Below are 12,782 nucleotides of genomic sequence, written 5' to 3'. Positions count from 1 at the left end.
GTGCGGCCCTCCCCGGCCCTACCAGACCATGCCTTGCGTAGCGGTTCGCGCGGCCGCGTCCAGCCTGTCCAGGGCTCCAGCTGGATCGGTCGCCTCCAGCAACTGCGCACGCCGATCCGCGCTCAAGAAGCCACTTGCTGAAACATGGTCCATGAACCCCGATAACCCGCTCCAGAAGCCGTTCACGTCCAGCAGGCAGAAGGGCTTTGCATGGTAGCCGAGCGCGTTCCACGTCCATGCCTCGAACAGTTCGTCGAGCGTTCCGATGCCGCCGGGCAGCGCGACGAAGCCGTCGCACAGCTCCGTCATCTTCGCCTTGCGCTCGTGCATGCCGGCCACCGTGTACAGGCTGGTGCAGCCGGTGTGCGCCACTTCCTTGTCGACGAGCGCCTGCGGGATCACGCCGTGCACCTCGCCGCCCCCGGCCAGCACCGCATCCGCGACCACGCCCATTAACCCCAGCCGGCCACCGCCGTAGACGAGGCCGATGCGGCGACGCACCATCTCGTCGGCCAGCGCCCGCGCCATGTCAGCGAACGCGGGCTCCACGCCCATGGCGGAGCCGCAGTAGACGGCGACTCGGCGGATCACAGCTTCACCAGCTGCTTCAGATCACTCATCGGCCGCGCGCCGAAATGGCCGATGACTTCGGCGGCCGCGATGGCGCCAGTCATCAGCTGGCGATCGATGCCGTGGCCCATGGCCCGCGCGGTGAGAAAGCCAGCGGCGAACAAGTCGCCAGCGCCAGTGGTGTCGACCACCTTCTGCACGGCAATGGCCGGCACGTCCGTCCGTTCGCCCCGCTCGACCGCAAGCGCACCATGCTCGCCGCGGGTGACCACCAGAGTCGGTACTTGAGAGGTGATCTCGGCAATGGCGCCGTCGAGGTCGCCTCGGCCGGTCAGCTGCTGCACCTCGGCCTCGTTGGCGAAGATGAGGTCGATGCCGCCCTCAGCGATCATCGCCTGCAGCCCTTCCTTGCGGCCCGGCAGGCAGACGCTTTCACTCAAGGTGAAGGCGACCTGGTTGCCGGCCTTGCGGGCGATCCCAACCGCGCGATGCATGGCGCTGCGGGGCAGTTCGGGGCCGAACAAGTAACCCTCGAGATAGAGGATGGCGGCGTCACGGATGGCGGCCTCGTCCAGGGCGGCGGGCGCGAGTTGGTGCGCGGCGCCTGGACAGGTGTTCATGGTCCGCTGGGCGTCCGGCGTGACCAGGATCAGGCAGCGTCCGGTTGGGTGGCCGTTCGCCAGAGCCGGCGTCTCGAACGTCACCCCAAGCGCCCGCATGTCGTGGGCAAAGATGGCGCCGAGCTGGTCGCTTGCGACCTGGCCCACGAACGCCGCGCGGCCGCCCATCGCCGCAACTCCGGCCATGGTGTTGGCGGCCGACCCGCCGCTGGTCTCCCGCGCTGAACCCATCGCGTTGTACAACTTGTCCGCTTGTTCGGTGGACAGCAGCTGCATGGAGCCTTTGGGCAGGCCATGCGCAAGCAGAAAGCCGTCGTCGCACGTGGCGATGACGTCAACAATCGCATCGCCCATGGCGAGCACGTCGAAGCGGCGGGAAGACATTGGCGGGCGCGGTTACGGGTGGCGGGGCGAACCGTCAATCTTGCCATTGCCGCTCAAGCCGTTACGCCACCGCGCCCATGGACACGACCGCCGCCGCCAACGCCACCTCCCAGCCGCCCGCCATCTCGCGCTCGCTGTTCCTGTTCTCCATCTTCTATGGCGGCATGGTGTGCATCGCCGGCGTGCTCGGCAACAAGCAGGTCGCGCTCGGCCCCTTGGCGGTGGAAGCCGGCATTTTCGCCTTCCTGCTCCTGGTGGTGACCAGTTCCTCCATCGCGGAGTTGCACGGTCGCAACACCGCCAACCGGCTGGTGCTGTGGGGCTTCATTCCGCTGCTGGTCAGCCTTGGGCTGACGATCCTGGTGCTCGCCGTTCCGCCCGCCGCCGACATGGACCCGGCCCGGCTGTCCGCGTTCGAGACCATGATGAACGGCACGCCCCGCATCTGGCTCGGCGGCATTGTGGCCTACGGTATATCGACCCTCCTCAACGTCACCATCTTCACCCGCCTAAAGGGCAGCGAGGGCTCGCGCCTGCTTTGGTTGCGCTCGGCCGTAGCCTCGGCGCTGAGTCAGATTGTCGACACCCTGATCTTCATCGGCATCGCTTTCTACGGCGTGTTCCCGATCGGCGAATTGCTGCTTGGGCAGATGCTGGCAAAGGTGACACTGTCGATTGTGCTCGTTCCGCCACTCATTTACCTCTTTGTCAGTTTGGGACACCGGCTGGACCGGACCTCGGCTTGATTACAGCCGGTTAAGCTGCTCTAGGCAGCCGCGAGTCGCGGGGGTGGCGACCGGCTTCGTTGTTTTTCTGCAACATCGGTTACGGACAAGGTGATCTCCCGCAGGAGAGTCACCCTTCTGTCGCAAACCGAGCTTAGCGGCCCCCTCGACCCAGAACGCATCGGGTTTTCCCTGCCAATCGAGGACTGCTCCGCCGTGAAGAAGACGCTTCTTTTGACCACCTGTGCGCTGGCCGTGTTTCCGACCACCGCTTACGCCCAGTCGACCGGTACGACCACGACCGAAGAGTCGGCGACCGTCGTTGTCACCGGCACCCGTAACCGCGGCGTCGGCGGCGTGGTGGTTCCGGACGTGCCCAAGACGCGCTCCATCCTGACCAACGAAGTGCTGGTGCGGCAGTCGGAGGGTCAGTCGATCCTGCAGTCGATCAACCTCGTCCCGGGCGTCAACTTCACCAACACCGACCCGTATGGTTCGTCGGGCGGCAACCTCCGCATCCGCGGCTTTCCGGGTAACCGCGTCGCCCTGCTGTTCGACGGCCTGCCGCTGAACGACACCGGCAACTACGCGATCTTCTCCAACCAGCAGATGGACCAGGAAATCATCGACCAGGTGTCGGTGAACCTCGGCACCACCGACGTCGACTCCCCGACCCCGTCGGCCGCCGGCGGCGTGGTCAGCTATCGCACGCGAGTGCCGTCGACCGATTTCAGTGGGCTGTTCAAGGCTGGCTTCGGCAGCTTCGACTTTCACCGCTACTTCGCGATGATCGACACGGGCGAGTTCACCAGCTTCGGCACTCGCGCGTTCATCGCCGGCTCCGACCAGCGCTACGACAAGTTCAAGGGCCCGGGCCAGCTGCGCAAGCGGCAGGCCAACGCCCGCATCTACCAGCCGCTCGGCACTTCGGGCGACTTCGCGTCGATCGCCGTCCACTACAACTACAATCGCAACAACAGCTACAACAACGGCCTGGTCAGCGACTACCTGGCCGACCGCAACTTCGACAACATCGAGCAGTGCGCGCGCGACATCCCGACCGCCGGTGTCGCCGATAACGACGGCTCCACGTCCGTTGTTGGGTCGTCGGTCTTCGGCCTCGCTCCGTCGACCTGCACCAACTATTACAACCTGCGCATCAACCCGTCGAACACCGGCAACGTGCGTGGGCAGCTACGGCTGACGCTGGCACCGGGCCTCATCTTCACGGCCGACCCCGGCTACCAGTTCACGCTGGCGAACGGCGGCGGCACCACCACCATCAACGAGCGCGACAACCGCCTGCGCGGTGCGACCACGCAGGTCGGCGTCGACCTAAACGGTGATGGCGACACCCTCGACACGGTGCGGCTCTACCAGCCGAGCAACACCCGCACGAACCGCTACACGCTGCTGAGCTCGCTGGTGTACGAGATTAGCCCGCAACACCGCGTGCGCGTCGCCTACACGTTTGATCGCGGCCACCATCGCCAGACCGGCGAGTTCGGCTTCGTCGACCTGAACGGCAATCCGCTCAGCGTGTTCGGCGGCAAGAAGTCGGAGGACGCCCGCGTCACCACCGCCGACGGTCTGGCTCTGCAGAACCGCGATCGTCTGTCGATCGCCCAGCTGCAGCAGCTGAGCTTTGAATATTTCGGCCGGTTCCTGAACGACAAGCTGACATTCACGGCTGGCCTGCGTGCGCCCTGGTTCAAGCGTGAGCTGAACCAGTATTGCTACACGTCGAACGGCTCCAACACGTTCGGCGGCACCGGTACCGGTGCGGCCGGCGGCGCGTCGGTCACCGCCGGCAACCCGTACTGCACCAGCAACCCGAACCCGATCCTGCCGGGCTTCACCGCGACCAACCCGCAGGCGGGCCTGGGCACGCGCTACTTCGCGCCCTTTGAGCGGACCGTGAAGTACAGCCCGCTGCTGCCGTCGGCCGGCGCCTCGTACGACTTCTCGGGCGGCCACAGCGTATACGTCAGCTACGGCAAGAACTTCTCCTCGCCCTCGACCGACAACCTGTACCGCTCGGTGGTGCTGGATCCGACGCCGGAAACGACCAACAGCTACGAGCTGGGCTATCGCTTCCGCTCGGGCCGTCTGCAGGCGCAGCTGGCGAGCTACTACGTCGACTACAAGAACCGCATCGTGACGGCCCAGGATCTCGATCCCAACAGCCCGACGTTCGGTTCGACGGTCGACCGCAACGTGGGCGACGCCAAGGCCTACGGCCTGGACGGGCAGGTCAGCTACCGGCCGGTTCGCGACCTCAGCCTCTATGTCTATGCTTCGTACATCAAGTCGAAGCTGGCGGAGAACATCCTGGGCCCGGCCGGCAACACCGCCTGCCTTGCCAACACCACGTCGGGCAGCACCTGCGTGTTCGTGCTGACCAAGGGCGCGGAGTTCGTCGAGACGCCGAAGTGGACCTTCGGTGGCCGCGTGCAGAAAAACTTCGGTCCGCTGTCGCTCGGCGTGCAGACCAAGTATGTCAGCAAGCGCTTCTCAACCGACGACAACGGCCGGGTCGGCACGATCGCGAACGTCGGCAACCTGCCGATCGACAATCGCGGCCGGACCGACGCCTACACGACCGTCGACGGCGACCTGCGCTACGACCTTGGCGAGTACCTGAAGAACTCGAGCGTGCGCTTCAGCGTCATCAACCTGTTCGACAAGTACTACTTCGGCAACATCAACACACAGAACACGCTGTCCGGTGGACCGCGCTTCTCGGTTGGCGCACCGCGCACCTTCCAGGCGACGCTGGCCCTCGGCTTCTAAGCTCGCCACACAAGGGAACGGGGCGTCGCGGGTTAACCGCGGCGCCCCTTTTCTTATGTGCGCGCCTGTGGCAATCGGCCGGCCGGCGCTTGGTGAGCCATGCGCGGGTATGATGTAATGGTAGCCTGTCAGCTTCCCAAGCTGAACGCGCGGGTTCGATTCCCGCTACCCGCTCCACCTCGGCCAGAAGTTTCGGAATTTTGCCTTTGCTGCGTCTCAGTGCACTCCCGCAGGGTGCCGGACTGTAGCACCGGCTTGTTACACCCAATGGCAGGCTGACTCGGGCCGGCGTCGATCGTCCGCCGCAGCAAGGATCATCGGACGGCAGCCGAAAGGCCGAACCATGTCCCAAGCCTCTGGCCCCTACCGGCGGTGCCGCGTAAGGAATACCCGAGAACCGTCGAACACCTCGATCCAGCGAGCCGCGTACCAGCCCACCTGTGGTCCCAATTGCGCCGGTTTCGGAAGCGTCGAGGGCCTCGTTCACCTGAGGGCTCATAGCCGATCTGGCCGAGTTGGATCCGCACGGGACTTTGCCGTGCGACTTAAACTGTTTGCCGCTGGCCTCTATGCGCGGATCATCGCCGGAATTGAGCTAAACCCTGGCAAGTAGCGCCGAGCGTCTGCTTGTAGGCATAGCGGGACCGGAATGCATCGGCCCCGCTGCTTGTCCCCCGCCGCTCCGCATGTCGCCCGCGGCCTGCTACAGATGCACCTGGTCCTCGGCTGCGATCAGCAGGTCAGGGCCTCCAAGTAGCCGAGAAAGCTCAGGAGGACGGTGCATTCCGGCCCTGAAGTCCAGGCATGGTTATTTAAATGGTCCGTCCATGGAACGACCGCCGCACACAAGAGCTATGGCGATGGGTAGAGCCCGGCTTCGCCGTCGGCATTCTGACACCGCACCTCTATGTGGATCTTGGCGGGATCCTTTCCGTGCATGGGCGAAAGTGACGCATGTTCCGTATTCTCCTTGTCGAGCCTGATCTCAACGAAAACGGTGCCTTGCGTGTATCCATGGACCGGGCGCGGCGGTGGTCGGCCATGGGTGCGGACGTCCGCTTGTTGTTGGTGTCCGGTCACTACGAAGGAGAGCGAGCATCCGTCCCGGCCGAGTTGCAGGCCATTGTCGCTAACAAGCAGGTGCGCAGCGCACGCTGGATGACTCCTAACTCCATTCGGCAAGGTTGGACCGCCGCCCGCAATGCCGACATTATCGTTGCGGGTCGGGAAATCGCATCGGGATTGCTGATCGGGACCCTGCTCTCCAGGCTTGCCCGGCGGCCGCTGGCAGTAACCGTTCACAGTAACGTCGAAGCCGCGCTTCAGCACCACGGCACGCCGCGGCATCGGGCCAACGTGCTTGCCTGCCTTCGGCGGGCGCGCTTGCTGACTCCTGTGGCTCAAGGCCTCGTAGAGGGTCTCCTGGAGCTTGGCATCGATCGAGAACGGATCCGGGTTGTCGAGAACGGTTTCGAGCCGGCGTTGCTCAAGGCGCGTGCTAGGGAGGAACCGGCTGTTGTCCTTCCGCGCGGGCCTAACCTCCTGGCCGTTGGGCGCCTCTCAGATCAGAAGGGCTTTGACGTCCTGATCAAGGCTCATGCGCTAGCTCTCAAGCACGGCGCGCCCGCACATCAAGTATCTATCGCTGGTGAGGGCCCGGCCTTGGCGGAGCTCAGCGGGCTCGCGGCAGAACTGGGCGTATCGAAGTCGGTGTCGTTCCTGGGCTTCGTTCAGAACCCTCAAACCTTGATGAGCCAAGCTGATCTCTTTGTCCTTCCGAGCCGTTGGGAAGGGTTTCCGCTCGCGTTATGTGAGGCTGTGCTGCTTGGTGTTCCGGTGATCGCTTCGGACTGTGTCTCCGGGCCAAGGGAGATCCTCGAAGCTGGCCGCTTCGGAGATCTGGTTGGCGTTGCTGACGAGTGGGGCCTTGCGAGCGCGATCGAACGGCATCTGCGGGAACCGGATCGGCTGCGGGAAATGGCGGCAGAGGGCTCGACCATTGTTGAACAAAGGTTCACCGCCGATGGCGCCGCCCGTAATCACTTGGAGGCGTTGAAGCGACTCGCGTCTGCCGACCGCTGATCGCTGCGCGTCCGCAGTTATCGCTGATTAGGAATCATTCCACGATGAGAAATTGGCACATCTCGGCTGTCCTGCGTGGTTCGGCAGGTCACCGGTCTGAGGTCTGTGTGGCAGAAGCGCGCCGATGACTCCGGCTCCGATCGCTTCTGCTGCTGGTGGAGAGCCGCTCGTCAGCATCGTCCTTCCGGCTTACAACGCGGAAGCACACATCAGCAGTGCCGTGGGGAGCGTGCTGGCGCAAAGCATTCCTGACTGGGAGTTGCTCGTTATTGATGACGGGTCGACTGATGCCACGCTGAAGCTGGCGGAATGGGAAGCCGAACGGGACCGCCGGGTGCAGGTGCACCGAATGAACAGGAACTCCGGGGTGAGCGCTGCGCGCAACCGCGCATTTGAAATGGCTCGTGGACGGTGGATTGCCATCCTGGATAGTGACGATCTCATGGCGCCTGACCGGCTGGAACGCCTCGTGACCTTGGGCGAGCGCTACGGTGCCGACATGGTTTCCGACAATATCGTGGAATTCACGTGTCCAGACAGTCCCCTCCACAAGTTCTTCAAGCTGCATGGTGACCTGACGATCGATGCGGAGCATTATCTCCGCCACACCATGTTCTTCCACGGCAGTCTGCATTACGGTCTGCTGAAGCCGCTTTTCCGAGCCGAAGCCGTGCGACGCACGGCGCAAAGATATGACGAGCGTCTGCGGCTTGCGGAAGACGACGACTTCTATCTGCGGCTCTTACTGGAGGGATTGACCCTTCGCGTCTGTGCGTCGCCTTTCTACTTCTACCGACAACATCGGGATGCTTCGACACAGCAGATTACGGCAAAGGACGTGTCCGCCTTGGCGGAGGCGAGCGACCGACTTTTGGCCGATTTCACATCCCATCCCCTACGTGCCCTGTTGATTCAGCGTTATCGAGCGTTTCAGCGGGCGAGCAACTATCTGCGGCTGGTTGAGTCATTACGGAGCAAGGACATCATGGGGGCAATCAGCATTGCCGCCCGCTGGCCGTCCTCCCTCCCGCTCCTTCGAACACCGATTCAGACCATGTTGAACCGGGTATTGGGGCGGGTTGAAGAACCGGCCGAGGACGCGGAGCTTCGCGGCTTGCTCCACGAAACCCTGCGTCTTGCGGGCGAGCCGGCCGAGGCATGCAGCCCTGCCGACACCGACAACCCGCTGCAACTCAGGCCGATCGATCGCAAGAATGATCAGGGAAATGAGCCAGCCCTCTAACCACGCAGTCGTGCCAAAACAGGGCGCCGCGGAACTGCCGACCTTCCTTCCCGTTTGACGCGCCTCGGCCATCTTGCCGGGAGCAGATATGAGCGACGAACTGGCCTAAGCCGGGGATCTTGCTGTTGTCGTGATTGTACCGCCGTACCCTACCTCTGATATACCGTGGAGCGTACCTCGCCCCGGGACCGGTTAGCGAGGCGGCTGCGCTCAGCCACTCTCAAGCTTCTACCACCTCCACCCAACCCAGCACTCGCCACATAACACAACCTCGGCCCAAGGGTCGCCTTGCTCCTCCGGAGGCTTCGATCACCCACAGTTCAGTAACCAGCGGGCCAAAGCAGCAAGAGCCTGCCGCCGGGCCGGCAAGCCTATTGCCGAGCTACCGAAACACTGCTGTTCGCGGTGCGATCGTCACCGGCGGCGGCACGGTTGCAAAAGCGGTCCTCCAGGTGCTGGCGATCGTAGTGCTGGCGCGAATGCTGAAGCCCGAGGATTTCGGAGTGATGGCGATGGTCTTCCCGATCATCGCGTTTGCGTCGATCTTTCAGCAGGCGGGCCTGGGCATGGCCGTGCTGCAGCGTGAGAGCGTCAGCAACGAGGAACTGAGCACCATTTTCTGGACGAACGTGGCCATCGGTGTGTTGGTCGGTGCGCTACTGGTCGCCGTCTCGCCTCTCGTCGCCGCTTTCTACAACGAACCACGTGTAAGGGGCTTAACCGCGGCTTCCGGCGCGCTCATGATCGTCGGCGCGCTCACCTCGCAGCATATCATTCTGCTGATGCGGAAGATGGAGTATGGACGGCTTGCCCTCGTTGATCTCCTGTCGCTGGCGATCGGTACGGCGCTGGCCATTCTAACGGCTTACCTGTTCCACTCCTACTGGGCGATCTTCCTGCTGAGCTTCGGCACGACCGCATCGATGTGTCTGCTTGCCTGGGCGCTTGGCGGCTGGCGACCGGGGCGTGTGGCACCACTCGGGCGTGTCAAAGACGTGCTCTTTTTCGGTGGCAATATTACCGCTTCGAACCTCGCCACTTACTTTGGGCAGAATCTCGACAAGATCCTGATCGGACGTTGGATTGGTGCCGTTGCGCTCGGCTATTACGAACGCGCCTACAAGGTTGTGCTTCTGCCTACCCTGTTCGTCCACATGCCTTTGTTCCGCTTGCTCGTGCCTATGCTGAGCCAAAGCAGGAGCGAGCCCGAGCGCCATCGCAGGTTGTTCATCCTGGGCTACCAGCTGTCGCTCTTCATTACAGTGCCGGGCACGCTTCTGCTTGCATTTGCGGCTCCGCAGATCGTGGTCTTTGTCCTCGGCTCACAATGGCTAAGCGCCGCGCCCATCTTTTCATGGCTCGCAATCGCCTCACTCGGGCAGCTGGTGATCGGCCCGCTAAACATGATCTTCGTCAGTCAGGGTCGCTCTCGCGAAGCCATGCTGTCCAGCGTTGTGTCCAGCCTCTACACCTCTGTCGCATTCGTGATCGGCTTGAAATGGGGGGCAGTGGGTGTCGCGGCCGCATTCGCCATCAGCGAACTTGTCCGCTCGCCAGCGATGCTGTGGTACACGACCCGCACGGGTCCTGTCTCGCTGCGCGAAGCGTCTCTCGCTCTCGCTCCCTTCCTGCTGGCCACCGGAATTTGTGGCGCAGGACTCGTCTGGCTCCAAAGTGCCTTCGACACACCCGGCACGCTTCCATTCCTCGTTGCGGCGGGGACCGCAGCTTACGCCGTCACTTTGCTCTGCATGTTGGTGAATGAGAGCAGTCGTACGTTCGTGCGCGAGGGAATATCGATTCTTCGCGATTTCCTGAGTGCCGGACGGCTCAGGATTATAGGCGGCCAGCCGACCTAAAGTTGGTACTTGGCTGGCGCTGTTGAGTGTCGGCAAGTTCCAGCCAGAAGGGTCAGCGAGGGGGCAAGGCGGCGCCCGCTCCGCGTAAGCCGCATTGCCGGCTCCGCTCACTTACAGGCGTCCTCATGTCGTCCGTTGGGCTGCCTGCCGGTGCCCGCGTCGCCCTGCCCGCCAGCGAGGAAGGCAACCCACCGCCGCTCGCTCCGTTGTCCATTGCAACGAACCGAGGAGAGACGGACATGGAAGACGCTCGCATCTGGCAGATGGAAGAGAAGCTCTGGCACGGCGGCGACGAGGTCTACGAGACCCTGGTCGACGAGAACGTGGTGATGGCACTTCCGGCCGAGCCGTTCATCTTCTCGCGCGATGCCGCCAAGGCCGCAGTGAAGAACACGCCGGTGTGGGAGGAAGTGCGTTTCTCTGACCAGAAGGTCTCGCGGCCCGAGGAAGGGCTGATCGTGATCGGCTATCAGGTCGAGGCCAAGCGGGGTGACGAGACCTACCGTTGTTACGCCAGTTCGACCATGATGCGCCGCGGGCACGACGACTGGACGGTGGTACAGCACAGCCAGGTGGTGCCGCCGAAGATGGCGGTGGATGCCGGCTGAGTATCCGACGACCCCGGATGGTCGCTACTTCGTAGTTCGCGGTCGGCTGTGGCGGTGCAGCAACCCGCAGCTAGCGCCAGAGGAGCGGGACAAACTCGTCCGTGAGCTGATGACGGCGCGGCGGACCCGCGATCGGACGGAGGTGGAGCGGACGAAGCGGGCGCTGGGCGAACGCGGCGAGCCGTGGTGGACGGACGGCACTCCCGACTGGAACCGCCACCTCGCCCACAACACGCCCTACGCCGGCTGGTTCGAAAGCCTTCAGATACCGCCGGGCACGGCCGGGTAGCCAGCGCTTTCCAGGCTGGCGGCGAGCAGGTCGGCGGTCTGCTGCGCCAGATCGGCGTCTTCCGCGCGAACCACGAAATTGGCCCCGACCCGCCCTTCGCGGAAGAAGGGATAGCTGCCGATGCTGACGCCGGCGTTCGCCCGCTCGGTCTCCCGCAGTAGATCGGCCACCTCGCTCTCCGGAGCCATGGCCCCGACCGTGACGCTGACGATCGGTCGCCCGCCCTCGATCTGCCCGGTGAGCCCCGCAAGCATGCCGGCGGTGATGTGCGGCACTCCGGCGAGAATGAAGATGCTGCCAAGCCGGATGCCGGGCGCGCCGCTGACCGGGTTGGCGATCAGCTCGGCGCCCTCGGGCACGCGTGCCATCCGCAGCCGCGCGTCATTCAGCCCGCCGCGGGTCTCGTAATATCGCTCCAGGGCAGCGCGGGCGTCCGGGTGAACGACCACCGGCACGCCGATGGCCACGGCGATCGCATCCACCGTGATGTCGTCATGCGTCGGACCGATCCCGCCGGTGGTGAAGAGGTAGTCGCTAGCACCCCGCAGGTCGTTCACGGCCGCGACGATTCGCTCCTCGACGTCGGGCACCACCCGCACCTCCGTCAGCCGGATACCCTGCACGTTCAGCCAGCTGGCGATCTGGGCGACATTCTTGTCCTGGGTGCGGCCGGACAGGATCTCGTCGCCTATGATCAGCAGGGCGGCGGTCCAGGTGCGTGACTCGGAGTTCATGCGGGCGGGGCTAACCTTTTTGGGAAGCGGCGACTATATGGGCCGAATGACCCAGTACATCACCGTCGCTGCCGACGATCAGGTCGAAGCCAAGAACGGCGTAATAAAGTTGCACGGTCCCGAGGCCTTCGAGGGCATGCGTCGCGCCGGCCGGCTGGCGGCCGAGATCCTTGATGGTCTGGCGGAGCTAGTGAAGCCGGGCGTAACCACCCAGGCGATCGACGATTTCGTATTCTCCGAGATGCGCAGGGCGGGCGCAACGCCCGCGACGCTCGGCTACCGCGGCTACACGCACAGCTGCTGCACCTCGATCAACCACGTGATCTGCCACGGCATTCCGGCCGACAAGGCGCTCAAGGACGGTGACATCGTCAACATCGACGTGACCCCGATCGTCGACGGCTGGCATGGCGATAGCAGCCGCATGTACCTGGTCGGCGACGTCGGCGTGAAGGCGCGCCGGCTGGTCGACACCGCCTACGAGTGCCTGATGATCGGCTTGGAGCAGGCCCGCCCCGGCAACCGCTTGGGGGATATCAGCGCCGCCATCCAGCGCCATGCCGAAAAGCACCGCTACTCCGTAGTCCGCGACTTCTGCGGCCACGGCGTCGGCCGGCTGTTCCACGACAGCCCCGAAGTGGTCCACGCCGGACGCGCCGGCACCGGCCCCCAGCTGCGTCCCGGCATGATCTTCACCGTAGAGCCGATGATCAACATCGGCCGGCCGGACGCCAAGATCCTCGACGACGGCTGGACGGCGGTCACTCGCGACCGTCAGTTGTCGGCACAGTTCGAGCATTCAATCGGCATCACCGAGGACGGCTGCGAGATCTTTACGCTGAGCCCTGCTGGCCTAGACCGGCCGTACGCCTGAC

At 64.2% G+C, this 12,782-nt stretch carries 11 protein-coding genes and 1 tRNA gene; 9 read left to right on the top strand and 3 right to left on the bottom strand.

From position 1 onward, the window contains the following. Positions 1-18: 18 nt before the first annotated feature. Entirely contained in the window at positions 19-588 is a 570-nt protein-coding gene (locus OMW55_RS13215) for an LOG family protein (protein ID WP_264884015.1), read from the bottom strand. Beyond that, positions 588-1,574 (bottom strand): adenosine kinase, encoded by a 987-nt coding sequence (locus OMW55_RS13210; protein WP_264883791.1) that lies wholly within the window; start codon positions 1,572-1,574, stop codon positions 588-590. Before OMW55_RS13210 ends, OMW55_RS13215 begins: the two co-directional genes overlap by 1 nt. 77 nt (positions 1,575-1,651) lie before the next feature. On the opposite strand from OMW55_RS13210, the gene OMW55_RS13205 reads away from it, so the two are divergent. The 8 genes from OMW55_RS13205 (at position 1,652) to OMW55_RS13170 (ending at position 11,173) form a co-directional block, all read left to right on the top strand. Beyond that, positions 1,652-2,320, top strand: a complete 669-nt coding sequence (locus OMW55_RS13205; protein WP_264883789.1) for a queuosine precursor transporter — start codon at positions 1,652-1,654, stop codon at positions 2,318-2,320. Between the two features lie 195 nt (positions 2,321-2,515). Beyond that, complete coding sequence (locus tag OMW55_RS13200; RefSeq protein ID WP_264883788.1) at positions 2,516-5,092, top strand: TonB-dependent receptor; 2,577 nt, start codon at positions 2,516-2,518, stop codon at positions 5,090-5,092. A 103-nt stretch (positions 5,093-5,195) separates the two neighbouring features. Then, positions 5,196-5,269 (top strand) — tRNA-Gly (locus OMW55_RS13195). A gap of 777 nt (positions 5,270-6,046) precedes the next feature. Next, positions 6,047-7,174 (top strand): glycosyltransferase, encoded by a 1,128-nt coding sequence (locus tag OMW55_RS13190; protein ID WP_264883787.1) that lies wholly within the window; start codon positions 6,047-6,049, stop codon positions 7,172-7,174. 124 nt (positions 7,175-7,298) lie between these two features. Next, positions 7,299-8,417 carry a glycosyltransferase family 2 protein gene (locus tag OMW55_RS13185; protein ID WP_264883786.1) on the top strand — a complete coding sequence of 373 codons (1,119 nt, stop codon included), beginning with the start codon at positions 7,299-7,301 and terminating at the stop codon, positions 8,415-8,417. Positions 8,418-8,791: 374 nt separating this feature from the next. Further along, positions 8,792-10,276, top strand: coding sequence for a lipopolysaccharide biosynthesis protein (locus tag OMW55_RS13180; protein WP_264883784.1), 1,485 nt, complete (start codon positions 8,792-8,794; stop codon positions 10,274-10,276). Between the two features lie 239 nt (positions 10,277-10,515). After that, positions 10,516-10,884 (top strand): DUF4440 domain-containing protein, encoded by a 369-nt coding sequence (locus OMW55_RS13175; RefSeq protein WP_264883782.1) that lies wholly within the window; start codon positions 10,516-10,518, stop codon positions 10,882-10,884. Continuing rightward, positions 10,874-11,173: a hypothetical protein gene (locus OMW55_RS13170; protein WP_264883780.1), complete on the top strand. Its 300-nt coding sequence runs from the start codon at positions 10,874-10,876 to the stop codon at positions 11,171-11,173. Before OMW55_RS13175 ends, OMW55_RS13170 begins: the two co-directional genes overlap by 11 nt. On the opposite strand, the gene OMW55_RS13165 is transcribed toward OMW55_RS13170, so the two are convergent. Continuing rightward, positions 11,146-11,907 carry a competence/damage-inducible protein A gene (locus OMW55_RS13165; RefSeq protein ID WP_264883778.1) on the bottom strand — a complete coding sequence of 254 codons (762 nt, stop codon included), beginning with the start codon at positions 11,905-11,907 and terminating at the stop codon, positions 11,146-11,148. The two genes, OMW55_RS13170 and OMW55_RS13165, sit on opposite strands and share 28 nt — an antisense overlap. A 46-nt stretch (positions 11,908-11,953) precedes the next feature. Between OMW55_RS13165 and map the strand changes: the two genes are divergently transcribed. Next, a complete protein-coding gene (map, locus tag OMW55_RS13160) occupies positions 11,954-12,781 on the top strand; it encodes a type I methionyl aminopeptidase (RefSeq protein ID WP_264883776.1) in 828 nt (275 codons plus the stop codon). Position 12,782: the final 1 nt, after the last annotated feature.

Origin of the sequence: Sphingomonas arvum (assembly GCF_026013565.1) — a bacterium.
GTDB lineage: Bacteria > Pseudomonadota > Alphaproteobacteria > Sphingomonadales > Sphingomonadaceae > Sphingomicrobium > Sphingomicrobium arvum.
The sequence above is the reverse complement of the archived record's forward strand: the minus strand, read 5'-3'. Positions and strand labels throughout refer to the sequence as shown.

Excerpts from the sequence above, each read along its gene's own strand:
- OMW55_RS13210 (WP_264883791.1), bottom strand. The coding sequence starts at position 1,574 with ATGTCTTCCCGCCGCTTCGACGTGCTCGCCATGGGCGATGCGATTGTT.
- OMW55_RS13205 (WP_264883789.1), top strand. The coding sequence starts at position 1,652 with ATGGACACGACCGCCGCCGCCAACGCCACCTCCCAGCCGCCCGCCATC.
- OMW55_RS13190 (WP_264883787.1), top strand. The coding sequence starts at position 6,047 with ATGTTCCGTATTCTCCTTGTCGAGCCTGATCTCAACGAAAACGGTGCC.
- OMW55_RS13185 (WP_264883786.1), top strand. The coding sequence starts at position 7,299 with ATGACTCCGGCTCCGATCGCTTCTGCTGCTGGTGGAGAGCCGCTCGTC.
- OMW55_RS13175 (WP_264883782.1), top strand. The coding sequence starts at position 10,516 with ATGGAAGACGCTCGCATCTGGCAGATGGAAGAGAAGCTCTGGCACGGC.
- OMW55_RS13170 (WP_264883780.1), top strand. The coding sequence starts at position 10,874 with ATGCCGGCTGAGTATCCGACGACCCCGGATGGTCGCTACTTCGTAGTT.
- OMW55_RS13165 (WP_264883778.1), bottom strand. The coding sequence starts at position 11,907 with ATGAACTCCGAGTCACGCACCTGGACCGCCGCCCTGCTGATCATAGGC.
- map (WP_264883776.1), top strand. The coding sequence starts at position 11,954 with ATGACCCAGTACATCACCGTCGCTGCCGACGATCAGGTCGAAGCCAAG.